Here is a 17,737-nt window from a genome sequence, read left to right on the forward strand (position 1 = left end):
TTTAAATAATGATAAGAATTAAAACCATCTATATATGCAAATACTTTTATTTATATATAAAAATTGTTTTTATTATTACCGCTACTTCCAAGTAGGCACCTATTTGGTAGGTGCTGACTAGTCACCCTTTGGCAAATTTATCTCTTGTGGTGCTGGTTTAAGTGTTGTTTCAAGCACTAACAATTTTTATATTTGTTTGGTTTTCTAGTATTTAAAAATTATTTAAGGAGGTTATTAGCTATTTTAAAGCGAGTTTATCGATAGCAATAACAAAGAGATAAACGAGCAGCTAATAACCGACAATAAGGAGGTTATTAGCTATTTTAAAGCGAGTTTATCGATAGCAATAATAATAAATTATATTTATAATTAAAATAAAAAAGGACTTTATATTTTTATAAAGCCCCTTTTATATTTATTAATTTTTATTTGATGATTATTTAACTTCTTTTAAAGTGCCTTTCAAAGTTAAAATATCATTTTCAAAAGTGCCTTGTAAATCGCCCTGCCAATAAGGTATGCCGTCTTTTGCTTTATCAGTAATCATTTCAATATCAGCAAAATTTATATCATTAGAAATTTGAGAAGTACTTACTTTATTATTATCCAAACCATAGCCTATTTTGAATATTCCGTTAGTGTCTGATTTTAATTCATAAACCCAAGGATATACAGTAGGTCCTCCTGCATGTGCATATCTTATAGTAATTACTCCTGCTTCATCTTTATTAACGCCTGTTCCTATTATGCTAGGTCCGTTAGTACCATCTAAAGTTTTTTGAGATACTCCTGTTTCTGTCATACCGTCAAAATTATATATTCTTGCAGGAGATACTCCGTAAAGTACAAAAAATCCTAATCCTCTTTCCATTCTATTATTTTGAGGCTGACTATTTTGATATCTGTATGCATCCCAAGATTTAGTAGCTCCTGCAGGTGAAGAAGCCTTTGTTTCAGCATCAACTTTAGAATCAATATTGCCGTAAGTACCTGAAACTTTTAAATATGCATTTTCCATTAAATTATTATCATCATTAGCTTTTTCTCCGAATACTGCTTGAAAATCTATATCCATAGTTCCAGCTTCATTTGATGTTGTATCTGTCTTAGTGCATGAAAATAGTAAAACAGATATAATAAATGTAATTAATATAATTTTATTCATTTTTTAATCCTTTTTTGTATTTTTAATATAATAAGATATATAGAAAAATATTACAATTATTAAAATACAGTTTTTTTATATTTTATTAAAAAAAGAATTTAATTTGTATATAAAATTAGCAATTAAAATTTTTTTTATTATTATTTATTATTGCTAGCTATAAACTTTTTATTATTGCTAGCTATAAACTCGCATTAAATTAGCTAATAACCAGCTTTACTGTTTATTAACTGCTCGTTTATCTTTACTATTGCCAATAAAAATTGTTTGCTAAAAAACTCTGTCAAGTAAACTTGCCAAACGCTCACAATTTTTATATTCAGCTTTCTAGTATTTAAAAAATTATTAATTTTTATTGTTTCTAGCTATAAACTTTCTATTATTGCCAATAAAAATTGTTCGCTAAAAAACTCTGTCAAGTAAACTTGCCAAACGCTCACAATTTTTATATTCAGCTTTCTAGTATTTAAAAAATTATTAATTTTTATTGTTGCTAGCTATAAACTTTTTATTATTGCTAATAAAAACTATGGGCTTTGATACTCTGACATTGTTAAGAAATTGATAAATTTTTGTTTATATTCATAAAAAATTGCTCGCTTAAAGGCTCTGATATTATTAACAATAATAGGAATTATTTAGTGCTTATTAAAAAAATAAGTTTTATGAATATTAAAAAATATTAAATAATATTTATAAAACTCTGAATATAAGCATATCATAACAAAAAGTATAATATTAATTTAAATATTTAATTATATTATCAGCTATATATACAGCATCTTCCTCTTTTAATGTGCTGTATAAAGGCAGAGTTATTTGATTTTTATACATATTGAATGCATTTTTATAATCATTAATACTATAACCCAAATCAATATAAGCCTTATGTGAAGGCAAAGGCAGATAATGAACATTCAAAATGATTCCGATTTCAGACATTTTATCTATAAGCAAATCTCTTTCATCTTCTTCAAAATCTTTTATTCTTATTAAATAAAGATGATAGGAAGATTCACTGTAATCATTCTTAAAATTAGGAAGTATAATATTTTTATTATTTCCTAAAATATCATTATATATATTTACAATTTTTTTTCTATGATTAAGCATTGAATCATATCTTCTTAATTGAGATAAGCCAATAGCAGCATGCAAATCACTCATATTGCATTTATATCCTGCTAATTCTATATCATATTTCCAAGCTCCTTTACCTCCTTTATTTTTATCAAAAGCACTTTTATTTTGTCCATGTAAAGATAATATAGAAAGTTCTTTATATATATCATCAGCATTAATATTTCCTATATTATTAAAAGATAATGCCCCGCCCTCTGAAGTTGTTATATTTTTTACAGCGTGAAAAGAAAAAGATGATATATCAGCCTGAGAACCTGTTCTTTTTCCTTTATAAACAGCTCCTATTGAATGTGCTCCGTCAAGTAAAAATAATGCTCTATTTAATTCTTTTTGATATTTATTTTTCGAGGCTTTAAACAAATATTTTTTACTTTCAAGCAGTTTTATAATACTATCATAATCGCAAGGCATTCCCCCAATATCTACAGCAATAACTGCTTTGGTTTTATTAGTTATAGCTTTTTCTAACTTTTCTAAATCTATATTAAAACTATTCATATCATCTGAAGCATCTATCAATACAGCTTTTGCCCCAAGATGTATAACTACATTTGCAGTAGAAGCATAAGTATAGGCAGGTATTATTACTTCATCTCCATCGCCTACACCAAATATTTTTAATGCCAATTCCATAGCTGAAGTAGCACTTGAAAACAATTTTACTCTTTTTACATCTATGTATTTAGAAAGCTCTTCTTCAAATTCTTTATTTACTTTACCCGTTGTAATCCAGCCCGATTTAAGTACATTAACTACAGCTTCTATTTCACTATCTGTTATATCAGGAGGCGAAAAAGGTATTTTTTTATTCATATTTAACTTCCTTCTTTGTATTATGTTTACTTTACATAATATAAAACTATGTTTACTAAAGAATTAATATATAATATATAAAAAATAAATCAATAATAACTTTAAAAGCTAAAATACTGCACACTTTTTATTTAAAAAAGTATGACGTTTATTTAATTATTAATAAATAAAAAAATGAATAATATTTAAAGCTAATTATTTTAATTGTATTATCAGCTAATCAGTTATTTAAATATAGCTGCTTTCTTGATTATATTTATATACTATAGTATAATTTATAGGCTATAAAAAATTAAAATATCTTAGATAATTAGGAGATATAATATATGCCTCAAAGATCAAAATTAGGTGAAATACCTAGACAAGAAATGCCTGCAAGAAGTGCAGAAGAAAGAAGAAAAGATTTCAAAGAAGTTCCTCTCGGATATACAGAAGAACAGGCATATAAAGAAGCCTTAAGATGTTTAGACTGTAAGAAACCGCATTGTATGGAAGGATGCCCTGCCAAAGTAAAAATACCTGAGTTCATAGGACTTATAGCAGAAAAGAAATTTTTAGAAGCGGCTGAAAAAATTAAAGAAACTAATGCATTGCCTGCAGCCTGCGGCAGAGTATGCCCTCAGGAAGAACAATGCGAAGAGAGATGTGTAGTAGGTAAAAAATTTGAACCTGTAGCTATAGGCAAATTAGAAATGTTTGTTGCTGATTATGAAAGAAAGCATGCAGAACATAAAAATTTACAAGTAGAAAAAAATGGTAAAAAGGTATGTATAATTGGAGCAGGACCTGCAGGTTTAGCTTGTGCAGGAGACTTAATAAAATTAGGTTATGATGTTACAGTATTAGAAGCTTTGCATACTATAGGCGGAGTTTTAATGTATGGAATACCTGAATTTCGTCTGCCTAAAGAATTAGTAGTTTATGAAGTAGAAAATCTTAAAAAAGACGGGGTAAAATTTAAAATTAATGAAGTTGCAGGAATATCTTTAGATTTTGAAGATTTGAGAAAAGAATATGATGCTGTATTTTTAGCTACAGGTGCAGGACTTCCTGTATTTTTAAATATAAATGGAGAACATTTATGCGGAGTGTATTCTGCTAATGAATATTTGACAAGAGTTAATTTAATGGGTGCTTATAAATTTCCTGAAGTTGATACTCCTGTAATAAAACATAAAAAAGTTGCTGTATTAGGAGGCGGTAATGTGGCTATGGATGCATGCCGAACTGCTGTAAGATTGGGAGCAGAAAAAGTATATATAATATATAGAAGAACTGAAAAAGAACTTCCTGCAAGATTAGAAGAAATTCATCATGCAGTCGAAGAGGGTGTAGATTTTAGATTTTTAAGAGCCCCTTTAGAAATACTTGGAGATGAAAATGATAATGTAAGAGCTATTAGAACTCAAGTAATGGAGCTTGGCGAGCCTGATACGGACGGAAGAAGAAAGCCTGTTGCCGTTGAAGGAAAAACAGAAGATATAGAAGTAGATGCTGTTATTATAGCAATAGGAACTACACCTAATCCGCTTATATCAAGAAAAGTAAAAGAATTAAAAACAACTAAAAAAGGTACTTATGAAATAGATGAAGAAACTTGTGCTACTTCTATGGAAGGAGTATTTGCAGGAGGAGATGCCGCAAGAGGTGCTGCTACTGTTATTTTGGCTATAGGCGATGGTAAAAAAGCTGCTTTTGGAATAGATAAATATTTATCTAATAAGTAAGTGATTTTATTAATAGATTTTTTATTGAAAAAGGGCTTGCAGTTTGTTAGTCCTTTTTTTGTTTCTTTATTTCTTTTATTTTTTAGTTCTTTTATTCATTTAAATATACAAAAAAATACAAATTTAAATATACAAAAAAAATACAAATGATATTGACTTTTATACCGTTAATAATAATATTGTTAACATAATTTTGTTTTTTTATTATAAAATATAAATTATATTTTTTTTCTTATTTTGATAATTATGGTTTTATTAACTTAAAAGCCATAAAATATATATTATAAATATTGGGAGGATTAAACTGATTATGAAATTGAATGTGCAAATAGGTTTCATTACTCTAATAGCCTTTATGTTTATTTCCTGCGGAGGTTTACCTGTTAAAGAATATGAAAGAGTAACTGCTTTAAGAGATACTGTAGTAAACAAATATCCAGAAATAAAAACATTCGCTCCGGAAGATTTTAACATAGCTGAGAAAGGATATGCTGAAGCTGATATTATAATGAAAGAAGAAAACAAAGATGAAGCTGCAAAGGCTAAAGAATTATTATTAACAGCTGAAACTAATTATAATGTAGTTTTAGATAAAGGCTTGCCGCCGTATTCTGAAATACTTAAAAAACAAACAGATGAAAGTGCAGCTAATGCTGTTAATATCAAAGCAGGCGTAATGTATGCTAATGAATTTTCTAAAGCTGATACTGTATATCAAGAAGCTAATGCAATGTATACAGCCGAAACTAAAGATTATAGGGTGATGGTTGATAAACTCTATAAAGCTAAAACTGCTTATACAGAATTGTATAATAAAACTAAAGAACAATTTGACAGAAGTGATGAGGCTTTGAAATTGGTAAAAGAGCGTCTGGCACAATTAGAAAAGATGATGCAGGAAATAGAAGCCTTTGAACAGGAACAGAATTAAATATTTAAGGAGTATGATAATGAAAATAAAAAAAATAATATCTGTTATAGCTTTATTATCTTTTACATGGTCTATTATGCCTGCACAAACTTATGAAGATGCAGCTAGAATAACAGAAGAAGCAAATACTCTGCAAAATGAAGGACAATATCAGCAGTCTTATGATAAATCTCAAGAAGCATCAGTAAGTATAGATAAAGCTTCTATGGCTCTATTCTACAGATTAATGAATGCAAGAATTAATAAAACAAAAAATGATGCTGATAATGCTATAACTGAAATCAGTCAAATGGGTGCTGCTAGTGATAATCAATTTAAGGCTAAATATGAAGAGGCTGTTAAATATTTTGAAGATGGAAATAATAATATAGGAAGCGTACCTGGTCCTGACACTGTTGCTAAAAATGATGAAGAGTTTAATACTGCTTCTAATACTTTTAATAATGTTTTGCAATATTTTGATAATGCTTTGGCTTCTGCTAATACAGTTAAAGAAGGATATTTATCAAGAGAGAGAGATACTGCTTCTAAAGCTATAGCAGATGCTAGAGGAAAATATAATGCAGCTTTAGGTAAAACTATAAAAGCAGGAGATAATAATGATAAAACTGTAAATGGTGCTTTGACTAAAGCTGATGAAGCTCTAAAGGCTGATAATTTTGCAAGCGTACAGCAGAATGTTGCTGCTGCCCTTGCAGGTATAAATAAAGCTGAAGCAGATGCAAAAGCAAAAGCTGAGGCAGAAGCTAAAGCTAAGGCTGCTGCAGAAGCTAAGGCTAAGGCTGCTGCAGAGGCAAAAGCAAAAGCTGAAGCTGCTGCAAAAGCTAAGGCAGAAGCAGAAGCTAAGAAGAAAGCTGAAGAAGAAGCCAGATTAAAAGCTCAGCAGGAAGCACTTGCTAAAGAAAAAGCCGATGCAATTGCTAAAGCTAAACAGGATATAGCTAATGCTCAGCAAAAATATAATAATCTTGTAAATGATAATACTATAGCAAGAGGCGATGAATCAGATCAAAATATATCTGCTCTTTTAGCTGATGCTAATAATATATTAGAAAATAATCCTGCTGCTGCGAGCGAAAAAGCATTAGAGGCTTCTAAAGCTATGGACGATTTAATTAATAATCGTGATAATAATATAGCCAGAGAAGAAAATCAAAGACTATTAGATGATATTAAAGCCAGATATCAGCAATTAGTTAATGATGGTTATATAATACCAAACAGCGAAGAAGATCAAAATCTGTCTCAAGTAATAAGAGAAGCTGAAGATGCATTAAACAATAATGATAATGCTTTAGCTAGAGAAAAATTAGAAGAAGCTAATAGAAGTATGAATGCTATATATGAAATGGGACCTAAAAGACCTGGAGACGGCGATTTGATTGATACAGATAATAATAATGAAACAGGTCAGATTATAGATGCCGCTACAGGACAAACTGTTAATACAGAAGGAAAAGTTACTGTACTTCCTATGTATTATACAGTTGTACAGAGAACTCCTTTAACTGATGCTTTATGGAGAATAGCAGGATACTCATTCATATATAATAATTCTATACAGTGGTACAGATTATATCAGGCTAATAGAAATATATTAAGAGATCCTAATAATCCTGATTTAATACTTCCTGGGCAGATATTAACTATACCTAGTATGAACGGCGAAGAAAGAGCTGGTACTTATGATCCTAATATGGAATATATAACTTATGATGAAGCTATGATATTAAGAAATCAGCAAAATAATAATAATCAAACTCCTGAAACTGAAGAATAAAAGATAATAAAAAAAATAAAACCGTATATGATTTTATTCATATACGGTTTTTTTATTTGAATAAAAATATTTAATTTACTAATAAAAAACTTGTGCCGATATCGGCATAATCCCTGCCATTCTTAACAATGTCAGACGCTCATAATTTTTATAATTTAAGTTATAAGTTGCTCATTTATCTCTTTATTTACTAATAAAAAAATTGTTAGTGCCTAATACAATACTTGTTAAAAATCTTAAAAATATACTTTCGCTAGAACATAATAATAAGAGAGTCTAAGCTAGCGACGCCAAAGTCTGACTTCATCAGCAAATAAAAAATAAATTATATATTAAGATATTTCCAAGCTTCATAAAAATGATGAACAGGACCATGACCTTTTCCCACACTTTCGGTTTTTGCAGCAAGCAATGCATTAAACAGATACTCTTTTGCTAATTTTGAAGCCTCAAAAGGACTTTTGCCATGTGCTGTATAACTGCAGATTGCAGCAGAAAGTGTGCAGCCTGTACCATGAGTATTTTTTGTATCTATCCTTAAAGCGTCCAAAAACTCCTTATTATCTTTACTCATAAATAAATCTCTTGATAATTCCCCTTTTAAATGTCCGCCCTTAATCATAACATTTTTAGCACCCATATTCAGTATATCATTAGCAGCATCTATCATATCATCATCTGTGTTTATTTTTTTTGAAGTTAAATCTTCAGCCTCTGGTATATTAGGAGTTACAATAGTAGAAATAGGAATTATATATTTTTTTAAGCTGTCAACTGCATCTTTTAAAAGCAGTCTGTCTCCGCTTTTTGCCGCCATTACAGGATCAACTATTATAGGTATATTCTTTGCATTATTATTTAAAAAATCATAAATGAGTTTTATTATATCGCTATTAAAAAGCATTCCTATTTTTACAGCATCAGGTATAATATCATCAAATATGCATTCAAGCTGCTCTTTTACTGCTTTTAATTCTATTTCATAGCAATTTCTTACACCTTGAGTATTCTGTACAGGCAATGCAGTAAGTACGCACATACCATAAACTCCCAAAGCAGAAAAAGTTTTTAAATCAGCCTGTATTCCAGCTCCTCCTGAACCATCAAATCCCGCTATAGTCAAAGCTTTTATCATAGTAAAAAAACTCCATTAGAATTAATAATTGAATGTAAATAGTTATTATTTTAATTTTTCCATATATTTATCATATATAAACTTACATATTAATTTTGAATTAAATACAGATAAATCTTCAAATACTCCTATATATTCATTTCCAATCTTTTCTGTTATATTAATATTAAAACTAATTTTATAAGAACTAATTGACATAGAAGCATTTTTTATAGAATGATCCACTTCTATATCGGCTTCATCAGGCGGCATAATAAATTTTAATCCGATAGGCGACATTTCTATTATCATACCATGAAGAATCTGCTTTACACCGTCATGACGAAATACAAGTTTAAAATTATCCAAATTATTTACAACTATATGCTTCAATTTTTTGGGCTTAACCCCTGCTTTTTCTATTAAAAGATTAAATCTATTTAAAAAATCTTTTTCATTGAAAGGCTTAAATAAAAAACCTGAAACTCCTATTCTCATCATCTTAGTAAAAAAATCTCTGCTTGGATCTTCAACATGAACTATTATATGAACTCCGTTATATCTGTCATCTAAATAAACCTTTTCAAGTATGCCGTACATTTCTTCATCATTTTCATCAACCTCTATAACAGCAATAGAAAATGGAAGTTTTCCGAACATACTCAAAATATTATTTTTATCTTTTACAGCAACTACCTCAAATCCTGCAGTGATAAGTATGCTGATAAAACTATCTCTTATCTGCAAAGATGAATCATAAACTAATACTCTCATAAAACTTATACCTGATAATAATTATACTGCTTTCATATATTATAATTATATAATATAAAAAATTAAAATCAATAATATATGTATGTAATTATATAATGCATTCAATAATATTTTTATATAATAATAATATTAGTATATAATAATAAAGGATAAAAATATGATAAAAAGTTGTTTTTTTTTAATTATTTAATATAATTAATATATGAGGATATCTGCTTATAACTTGTTTCCGCCTCTTTTGGGGCATATAAAAAATTGGTACAGCCATATTGACAGAATTAAAGAAATGGGATTTGAATGGGTGTATATTAATCCTATAACATACTCTGGATTTAGCGGAAGTTTATATGCTGTAAAGAATTACTATCAATACAGCCCTGCATTTTTCAGCAGTACGGATAAAAATAAAGCTGAAGAAGAATTAAAAGACTTTATTGCATACTGCCGAAATAAGCAAATAAAATTAATGATAGATTTAGTTATTAATCATTCATCTAAAGACTGCAATTTAGTAGAAGAACATTTTGAATGGTATAAAACTAAAGACGGGGCTTTACAATCCCCAGGTGCTTGGGATAACGGCAAATGGATTGAATGGGGCGATTTAGCTATATTCAATAATAAAAGAAACCCTAATGAAAAAGATGATGATGAAAATGAACGGGAAGAAGATAAAGAAATTTATATAAATGATAATGAAATATTAAATCCTATATGGCTTTATTGGAATGATTTAATAAAGCATAATCTTGATTTAGGCTTTATGGGTTTTAGATGCGATGCTGCTTATAAAGTACCTAAAGAATTATGGAAATATCTAATAGATAATGCAAAAAAAATAAATAATGAAATAATATTTTTTGCTGAAAGTTTAGGCTGTACTATAGAAGATACTGAAAAATTAATAGATGCAGGCTTTGATTATGTAGCCAGCAGTGCCAAATGGTGGGATTATGAGGGGGAATGGTTTTTAGAGCAGTATGATATTGCAAGAGAAAGATGCAGACAAATAGCTTTTCCCAGCAATCATGATACAAAAAGGCTTATTTCTGAATATGACGGAAATATTTGGAGGGTAAAACAGACATTTTTATTTACAGCTATAGTATGCGATATGTGGATGATTACTGCAGGAGATGAATACGGATTTTTTAAAAGATGCAATGTTGTAGGCGGAAATGAAAAAGATTATGAGAATATAAGCTATGATTTAAGCGAATATATAAAAGATATGACTAGCTATATAAAAAATAATGATGTGCTTGCAGACTGCGGTAAAATAGTTTCTTTGGATATAGAAGAAAAAAGGGAGCTTTATGAATTAAAAAAAGAAACCGATATTAATAATGAATTCTATGAAAAGGAAAAAAAATATAAAGAAAAAAAAGAGAAAGATCCTTTTAGGAAATTTTATAAGTATAGCTTAGATGAAAATGATAAGCTGCTTATAATAGTTAATATAACATCCAAAATCAGAGAATTGAATGCATCAGAATATGGTATAAAAGAAGATATATCTTTTGAAAATAAAATAGAAAATATCAATGATACTATAGAAATACTGCCGTATCAATTAAAAATATTTACTGTTCAATTATAGTTTATTAAGGTGTTTATTTTATGGGAGATAGAAAATCAATAGACATTTTTTTTTCAGATTTATCTATGGGATTGCTTTTTGCATTAAATACTAATGAAATAGATAAAGTTGTTGATTTATTTTTAGAAAAAACTTGTCAGTATTATGGTTTTGACTGCGGAGAGGTATATTTTACTAAAGGCGATTATCTTATACTTAGGGGAGTATACGGCATAGACAGATATTATGTATGCAAAGTATATTTTCCTATATTAGCAGATCATTGCCAAAATATATTATACGAACAAAAAATTTTTATTGGAGATAATATTAATCATACAGATATGGAAGTATTTTCAGATTATTCTTCAGTATTTACACTTCCTATATTTTTCAATATGAGTCCAGTCGGAGTTCTAATATTTAGAAATAAAGAAAATAAGACAGATTTATACAGATCAATAGTTGATGAAATAAAAAATGTAATAGGAATATTTGCTGTATATGCCAATAATGTATTGCAAAATGTAATATATAAAGAAAGAGACAAACAGCTTAAATTGCTTAGAGAATTATATTTAAAATTAAGCGATGCTTATGATTTTGAAAATAATTTAAATAATTTAGCTAATGATATAGCAAATATTTTCACAGTAAATAAAGTATTTATAAGACTTAGAAATGAAAATAATGATTTTTATACAAGATCCAGCTATGGTTTTCCTGATAATTTTGACTATTCAATATTTGAAAATAATTTTAATGCTGATGAGTATTTAGATAATGATATATTCTATATAAATAATGTTTCAAACAATAAGTACTATGAAAAATTTAAAGGCATTATAAACAGATCTGTACTGTTCAATAGAATACAGCTTAAAAATAATTGTATAGGATATATAGCTGTTATAGATAAGATACCTGATGCTGTAAACCCTTTAGGAGATTTTGATTCTAATGATTCTAATTTGTTTAATTCTCTCATTTCAAATATAGCAAGCAGAATATCAGAACATTATAATATTGTAAAATTAAATAAAGCTAATGAAAAAAATACTAAGCATATGTTACGCTTGAACACATTATATGATATAAGCAATATTTTATTAGAACGTTCAAAAACTGAAGATATATTATTTTTATTGCTTACAATTACAACAATAGGAGATGTATTTGCATTTAACAGGGCTTTTGCTTTTCTTTATGACAAAGAATTCAATGTATTTAGAGGAAGAATGTGTGTTGCACCTGCAAATGCACAAGATGCAGGTATGATATGGAGTAATATGCAGAAACTAGATAAATATGCTTTAAGAGAAAAATTAATGCTTTCTTTTGATAAGAGAAGCGTGAAAGATTCTTGGGATTTGAATCAGATATTTTTAAATACCGTTATACCTAATAATGAAAACTGCAAATTATTTTTTGATGTATATAATGATAAAAAAAGTATTAATATTGTTAATGTAGATAATGAAGATGTATATCAAATAAAAAAATATACTGATATATTCGGAGACTGCCCTTTTGCAATTATACCTATAATGAATTCTATAAACTGTATGGGTATGATAGTTATTGATAATACTTATAATGGAAAACCTATACCTGAAGATGATTTAGATTATTTAAAGATGTTCGGAAGACAGGCGGCTGTTGCTTTAGAATACTCTTCTATTTATAATGAAATTGAAAAAAGTAATAATGCCCTTAAAGTTGCCGAAAAAACTTTATTTGATTTAAAAAGTTTGGCTATGATAGGAGAGATGAGTTCTTCTATGGCTCATAATCTCAGAAACTTTATAGTACCTATTGCAGGATTTGCAAATAGACTTGTAAAAGTGAGTAAAGAAGAAAATATAAAAAACTATGCTCAAATAATAGTAAATGAAGTAGAGAATTTAGAAAACTACTTGAAAAGAAATTTATCATTTGCTAAAAGTATTAATTTAGAAGTTGATAATATAAAAATTGATGATATGATAAAATACCTTACTATTTTGGCAAATGAATATATCAAAAAAAGCGGAAAAAATATTAAATTTTATGCACAAAAGATAACTAAAAAAGATATTGTAAGATGGGATTATGACAGAATGAATGAAGTTATATTTAATCTTATAATAAATGCTATAGATGCTATTAATGATAATGAAGAAGGATCTATAATAAGCGTAATATTTAATGATAATGCATATAGAGATTCTATTATTGATGTAATAGTAGAAAATACTAATTCATATATAGAACCTGAATTGGCTGAAAAGATATTTACTCCGTTTTTTACTACAAAAAGTCATGGAGTAGGCATAGGGCTTTCAATTTCTAAAAGAATAGTAGAAGCTCATGGCGGAAGTATGATTATAAAAAGTGTAAATGAAGATTTTAAAATAACTACTTTTTTCGTCTCTATGCCTATTAGTTTAAATAATTAAAAATCACTTTCCGATAATAATAATGTGGAGGATAAATTGTGGCAAAAATAAGCGAAGCGGCAAAAGCTGAATGCAATAGGATGCAAAATAAATATAAAAATTTTCTTGCAGGTGTAGAATCAAAATTGACGCAGGCAGAAAAAGAACTTCTTGCTTTGGAAGATGATTTTCAAAAAGCAAATAAAAAAGTAGAACTTGCTGTGCTTTATGTTCAGGCATCTTCTTTTGTTGCAACTATTTGTTATATAGCAATAGAACATATAGATGTGCGTTCTGATAATCAGCTTAATGATGGAAGAAGATATATAAATAAAGCTATTATGCTTTTAGAAGAGGTATTTGGAAATTATACCGATGATTCTCTTTCTATGAATGAAGAAATGCATGAATATTTTAAAGATAAATTATCTGATGAATGGAGATATAAATTCATTTGTTCATTCGGCTATATTATAGATTATTTGAAATACTGCTATGGAGAAAACTCTAAATGGCTTCAGAATTTCATTGAAATAGAGGCTCGATTTGCTGTTATAGCTAAAAATATTATAGACTTTAAAAGCTATATTAAAGAATTAAGTCCTGAAGTGGCAGGATATAAATTCAGAGTAAAATTGATGGAATTAGTAAAAAAACTTTTAGAAGAATCCGCTGAAGAGTATAGAACTAAATATGAACTTCAGGATAAAAGAATAGATGATATGAAAATGGCTTTAAATATTGTAGCTTGTCTTAGAAGAATACATATATATTTAAATGAAGTAGAAGAATCCGAAGAAAAAAAGAAAATGTATGATCTTTGGAAGAAAAAATTGGATGCTGATATTAAAAAGATGAAATAATATTATATATTTACAATTTTTGTTTTTTTGCTATAATATTATCAAGATGAAAAGTAAAATAACATTAATATTGTCTCTTATTTTTATTGCTGTTTTACTAAAAATAGCGGCATTATCAAAGAACTTTATAGAAAATTTTTATTCCAGATTATTATATAAAAAAATATCAGGCTCTATAAATAGAATCTCTTCAAATTTTAGTTTTTCTGTAGGCGAATTACTGCTTTTTTTGTTTTTTACAGCAGTATTTATTTTTATTATAATAGCAGTTAAAAAATCTTTCTTTAATTCAAATGCAGCTTCATTAACAGATAAAATTAAAACGGCATTAAATTTTATATATGTATTTGCATGTTCTATGGTTATTATATATATAATATTTCTTTTGGTATGGGGATTAAATTATCATAGACTTCCTCTAATAGAAAATTATCCTCCTAAAGATATAAACGATAATGATATATATTTATTGGCTGATGCATTGATAAAAAATATTAATAATATTAAAGATGAAATGAAGTATAAAGAAATCAATACTAATTATCAGGCTTTAAATAGAATGATAGAATCTGAATATAATAAAGTATTTGAAGAGTTTTCTTTTTTGAATATGCATTACTTCAGAACAAAGCCTATAATGATATCTAAAATATTTCTTTATATGCAAATAACAGGTATATATTCCCCTTTTACTTCTGAGGCAAATGTAAATACATTAATTCCAAGCATATCAATGCCTTTCACAATAGCTCATGAAATGGCTCATCAAATAGGAATTGCTTATGAAGATGAGGCTAATTTTATATCATATATAGCCTGCTCTAAACATACGGATATTTTTGTAAGATATTCAGGTAATTTTGAGGCACTTCTTTATGTATTGAATGAGATTAAAAGAGATGAAAGCTATGCATATTTAATGTCAAATTTAAATAATGATACCAAAGAAGAAATAAAAAAATATTATGAGTTTTGGCAAAACTATATTGGAAATCTATCAAAAGTAAGCCTAAAAGTTAATGATGCATATTTAAAAGCAAATAGTCAGAAAGACGGAATTAAAAGCTATTCTAGGGTTGTTAAACTGTTAGTATTATACCATAATATTAATTCTTAATAAAATTTAAATCTTTACGATAATAAAAATAATATTATTTAAAGGATATTTATATGCGTTTAAATGAACCTCCGTATTTTTATCAATGTAAAAGCTGCAAAAGAAGATTTACCGTAAGAAGAAAAAAACATACTATAAATTTACTTATAATAAAAATTAATAATCAGAAATGTCCTTATTGTAAAAGTTCAAGAACAAAAAATATTGATGAAATTGTAAAAGCCATATAATTTATATTTTCCGTATATTTATTACTGCCTTATTATTAAAAATTCTTTATATAATATAATTGCCCTATTGAATTATTATAATATTTAATATATAAATAAATTATGTACAGCGAATCAAATAAAGATGAAATATCAATAAATTATGAAGAAAGCAGTTTCCTAAAAATTGATATGCATATAAATAAAATTATCAATATATAATATTATTTTTATAATAATATAAACAACATAATAAATGATAATGATGAGGTTTAATTATGAAAGATATAAATGAATTATTTTCAGACAGTAAATTCTCTATTAAAATTTATATAAATAATATAAGATTCTTTGCCATAATGATGATAGGATTAATTATTGCTGTGCTTTTAATAGATGTGCTGTTTACAAAAAATCCTGATAAAGATATGAAGGCTGCTATTATATTTGTAGTATCTTTTTTTATATTCGGTATAATTATACTTTCTATTATATTAATAAGAAGCGTAATTTTTAAAAAAGCTAGCTTTATATTAGATGATAAGGGAATATACTATAATAACTTACTTGTAAAAAGCTATATATATGTTCTTTGGCAGGAGATAGAAGATTTAGATATTATAGAGAATTATCTTTTTATATATTTGAAAGATCCTCAGACTTATTATTTGAAAAAATTTAAAGGAAGAATAATATCAGAAGATCCATTATACATATATTTAGGCGATTTAGATATAAGCAGTAAATTTATTATCAGTATGTTTAAATTTTTTGATGATAATTATAAATACATTGAAAACTATAAAGATAATAATGATGAAGATGATTATAAAAAATACTACAGAGATTATTATTAATAAAAAATAAAGTGCATTTATCATAAATACACTTTTTATTTGTTATTATCTGAAATGTCTATTTATATCTAATTCTCTTAATGTTCTAATCATCTGCATTTCCATCTCTATTCTGAAATTATCATTAACAGCATTATTTATAATATTATCATTCGGATTTTTTTGATTCATTTCAGGTTTAATAGCAGAATTATTTATTCTTATTTGATTTTCAAGCATTCTGTATCTAGGAGAATATCTTCCGTCTATTGCCTTTAGCTTCTGTCTTTCTCTATAACTCATATATCCGTTTCCAAAATAATGAAATCTGCCGTTTCTATAATAGCTTTTAGTGTACCCTGGATTTGAATATCTTGGGGCAGTTAAATCATTTTTATAAGGATAAAGCGGTATCGTAGTTTTTGTACTTGGAGGAATAAAAGGCTTTATATTCCCAACTCTTGGAGCTGGAGAATAATAATATTGCGAAAAAGCTATACTTACAATACTTAAAAACATTAATAATATTTTCATAATATACCCTCCTAATTGTTTTATATTATATAACTATTATATAATATAAATATAAAAAATAAAATCCCCGTATAATTAATAATTGTACAGGGATTTTAACCTAGCGATTAAAAAATTATTTATTTTTATATATTTTATCTATTTCTAAAAAGCATTGAGTTTTCAATTTTTGTAAATCTGCCTGAGCTTTACTTCTCAAATCTATTGCATTATTAATTGCATCCTGATTAGGAGTTTCTTTTCTCATTTCAGCATTTATATTTTGTGTCTGATTATATATCTCTCTTCTTAAAGTATCCATTTGAGGAAAATATTTATCCTCTATGCTTCTTACCTCATCAATTTGCTCTTGAGTGAGTGTATTATTATGATAGCTGTATCCTCTGTTATATCCTCTATATCTTTCTCTATGATAACCTCTATGTCCTTCTCTATATCCTCCTCTATGTCCTTCTCTATATCCCTCTCTGTGATATCCTCTGCCATATACATCATTGTATCCATAACATCTTCCGTATTCCCTTCCATAACCTGCATCATAATTTCTGCCGTATTGTCCGAATAAAGACATTGAAGCAAAAATCATTATTAATGCTGAAATAAAAATTATAATATTTTTTCTCATATATTTTCTCCTTTTTTATTTTTATCATTTCATTTTATTATGCTTTATTAGACGATTATAAAATTAAAAAGTTCCATAAAAGATATAAATTTATTAAAAAAAATGAATTT

Annotated in this window: 15 protein-coding genes; 9 read left to right on the top strand and 6 right to left on the bottom strand. The window is 27.1% G+C overall.

What is annotated here, in order from left to right; all coding sequences use genetic code 11:
* Positions 1-436: 436 nt before the first annotated feature.
* Both QZ288_RS01500 and QZ288_RS01505 read right to left on the bottom strand, forming a co-directional pair.
* Complete coding sequence (locus tag QZ288_RS01500; RefSeq protein ID WP_295154217.1) at positions 437-1,165, bottom strand: hypothetical protein; 729 nt, start codon at positions 1,163-1,165, stop codon at positions 437-439.
* Between the two features lie 738 nt (positions 1,166-1,903).
* Positions 1,904-3,121 carry a DegT/DnrJ/EryC1/StrS aminotransferase family protein gene (locus QZ288_RS01505; protein WP_295154219.1) on the bottom strand — a complete coding sequence of 406 codons (1,218 nt, stop codon included), beginning with the start codon at positions 3,119-3,121 and terminating at the stop codon, positions 1,904-1,906.
* A 326-nt stretch (positions 3,122-3,447) separates the two neighbouring features.
* Here QZ288_RS01505 and gltA point away from each other — a divergent pair, with 326 nt between their 5' ends.
* The 3 genes from gltA to QZ288_RS01520 all read left to right on the top strand — a co-directional run bounded on the left by gltA (position 3,448) and on the right by QZ288_RS01520 (position 7,559).
* Complete coding sequence (gene gltA / locus QZ288_RS01510; RefSeq protein ID WP_295154221.1) at positions 3,448-4,848, top strand: NADPH-dependent glutamate synthase; 1,401 nt, start codon at positions 3,448-3,450, stop codon at positions 4,846-4,848.
* Between the two features lie 310 nt (positions 4,849-5,158).
* Positions 5,159-5,779 (top strand): hypothetical protein, encoded by a 621-nt coding sequence (locus tag QZ288_RS01515; RefSeq protein WP_295154223.1) that lies wholly within the window; start codon positions 5,159-5,161, stop codon positions 5,777-5,779.
* Positions 5,780-5,798: 19 nt separating this feature from the next.
* The gene (locus QZ288_RS01520) at positions 5,799-7,559 is read left to right on the top strand and encodes a hypothetical protein (protein ID WP_295154225.1); all 1,761 of its coding nucleotides are present in this window, start codon (positions 5,799-5,801) and stop codon (positions 7,557-7,559) included.
* Between the two features lie 325 nt (positions 7,560-7,884).
* On the opposite strand, the gene thiD is transcribed toward QZ288_RS01520, so the two are convergent.
* Both thiD and QZ288_RS01530 read right to left on the bottom strand, forming a co-directional pair.
* Entirely contained in the window at positions 7,885-8,694 is an 810-nt protein-coding gene (gene thiD, locus QZ288_RS01525) for a bifunctional hydroxymethylpyrimidine kinase/phosphomethylpyrimidine kinase (protein WP_295154226.1), read from the bottom strand.
* Positions 8,695-8,739: 45 nt separating this feature from the next.
* Positions 8,740-9,447 (bottom strand): response regulator, encoded by a 708-nt coding sequence (locus QZ288_RS01530; protein ID WP_295154228.1) that lies wholly within the window; start codon positions 9,445-9,447, stop codon positions 8,740-8,742.
* A 202-nt stretch (positions 9,448-9,649) separates the two neighbouring features.
* On the opposite strand from QZ288_RS01530, the gene QZ288_RS01535 reads away from it, so the two are divergent.
* The 6 genes from QZ288_RS01535 to QZ288_RS01560 all read left to right on the top strand — a co-directional run bounded on the left by QZ288_RS01535 (position 9,650) and on the right by QZ288_RS01560 (position 16,489).
* Positions 9,650-11,047 (top strand): alpha-amylase family glycosyl hydrolase, encoded by a 1,398-nt coding sequence (locus QZ288_RS01535; RefSeq protein WP_295154230.1) that lies wholly within the window; start codon positions 9,650-9,652, stop codon positions 11,045-11,047.
* Positions 11,048-11,067: 20 nt separating this feature from the next.
* Positions 11,068-13,464, top strand: coding sequence for a GAF domain-containing sensor histidine kinase (locus tag QZ288_RS01540; protein WP_295154232.1), 2,397 nt, complete (start codon positions 11,068-11,070; stop codon positions 13,462-13,464).
* Between the two features lie 38 nt (positions 13,465-13,502).
* The gene (locus tag QZ288_RS01545) at positions 13,503-14,306 is read left to right on the top strand and encodes a hypothetical protein (protein ID WP_295154234.1); all 804 of its coding nucleotides are present in this window, start codon (positions 13,503-13,505) and stop codon (positions 14,304-14,306) included.
* A gap of 46 nt (positions 14,307-14,352) precedes the next feature.
* Positions 14,353-15,423 (top strand): DUF3810 domain-containing protein, encoded by a 1,071-nt coding sequence (locus tag QZ288_RS01550; RefSeq protein ID WP_295154236.1) that lies wholly within the window; start codon positions 14,353-14,355, stop codon positions 15,421-15,423.
* A 53-nt stretch (positions 15,424-15,476) separates the two neighbouring features.
* Entirely contained in the window at positions 15,477-15,653 is a 177-nt protein-coding gene (locus QZ288_RS01555; RefSeq protein ID WP_295154238.1) for a hypothetical protein, read from the top strand.
* A gap of 257 nt (positions 15,654-15,910) precedes the next feature.
* Positions 15,911-16,489, top strand: a complete 579-nt coding sequence (locus tag QZ288_RS01560; protein WP_295154240.1) for a hypothetical protein — start codon at positions 15,911-15,913, stop codon at positions 16,487-16,489.
* A 45-nt stretch (positions 16,490-16,534) separates the two neighbouring features.
* Here the strand turns inward: QZ288_RS01560 and QZ288_RS01565 are convergent, their stop codons facing one another.
* Positions 16,535-17,002 carry a hypothetical protein gene (locus tag QZ288_RS01565; RefSeq protein WP_295154242.1) on the bottom strand — a complete coding sequence of 156 codons (468 nt, stop codon included), beginning with the start codon at positions 17,000-17,002 and terminating at the stop codon, positions 16,535-16,537.
* Positions 17,003-17,117: 115 nt separating this feature from the next.
* Entirely contained in the window at positions 17,118-17,627 is a 510-nt protein-coding gene (locus tag QZ288_RS01570; protein ID WP_295154244.1) for a periplasmic heavy metal sensor, read from the bottom strand.
* Positions 17,628-17,737: the final 110 nt, after the last annotated feature.

This window comes from uncultured Brachyspira sp. (assembly GCF_910578695.1).
GTDB lineage: Bacteria > Spirochaetota > Brachyspiria > Brachyspirales > Brachyspiraceae > Brachyspira.

What these genes read in the sequence shown, in the direction of transcription:
- QZ288_RS01500 (WP_295154217.1), bottom strand. Translation starts at nt 1,165, where the DNA reads ATGAATAAAATTATATTAATTACATTTATTATATCTGTTTTACTATTT.
- QZ288_RS01505 (WP_295154219.1), bottom strand. Translation starts at nt 3,121, where the DNA reads ATGAATAAAAAAATACCTTTTTCGCCTCCTGATATAACAGATAGTGAA.
- gltA (WP_295154221.1), top strand. Translation starts at nt 3,448, where the DNA reads ATGCCTCAAAGATCAAAATTAGGTGAAATACCTAGACAAGAAATGCCT.
- QZ288_RS01515 (WP_295154223.1), top strand. Translation starts at nt 5,159, where the DNA reads ATGAAATTGAATGTGCAAATAGGTTTCATTACTCTAATAGCCTTTATG.
- QZ288_RS01520 (WP_295154225.1), top strand. Translation starts at nt 5,799, where the DNA reads ATGAAAATAAAAAAAATAATATCTGTTATAGCTTTATTATCTTTTACA.
- thiD (WP_295154226.1), bottom strand. Translation starts at nt 8,694, where the DNA reads ATGATAAAAGCTTTGACTATAGCGGGATTTGATGGTTCAGGAGGAGCT.
- QZ288_RS01530 (WP_295154228.1), bottom strand. Translation starts at nt 9,447, where the DNA reads ATGAGAGTATTAGTTTATGATTCATCTTTGCAGATAAGAGATAGTTTT.
- QZ288_RS01535 (WP_295154230.1), top strand. Translation starts at nt 9,650, where the DNA reads ATGAGGATATCTGCTTATAACTTGTTTCCGCCTCTTTTGGGGCATATA.
- QZ288_RS01540 (WP_295154232.1), top strand. Translation starts at nt 11,068, where the DNA reads ATGGGAGATAGAAAATCAATAGACATTTTTTTTTCAGATTTATCTATG.
- QZ288_RS01550 (WP_295154236.1), top strand. Translation starts at nt 14,353, where the DNA reads ATGAAAAGTAAAATAACATTAATATTGTCTCTTATTTTTATTGCTGTT.
- QZ288_RS01555 (WP_295154238.1), top strand. Translation starts at nt 15,477, where the DNA reads ATGCGTTTAAATGAACCTCCGTATTTTTATCAATGTAAAAGCTGCAAA.
- QZ288_RS01560 (WP_295154240.1), top strand. Translation starts at nt 15,911, where the DNA reads ATGAAAGATATAAATGAATTATTTTCAGACAGTAAATTCTCTATTAAA.
- QZ288_RS01565 (WP_295154242.1), bottom strand. Translation starts at nt 17,002, where the DNA reads ATGAAAATATTATTAATGTTTTTAAGTATTGTAAGTATAGCTTTTTCG.
- QZ288_RS01570 (WP_295154244.1), bottom strand. Translation starts at nt 17,627, where the DNA reads ATGAGAAAAAATATTATAATTTTTATTTCAGCATTAATAATGATTTTT.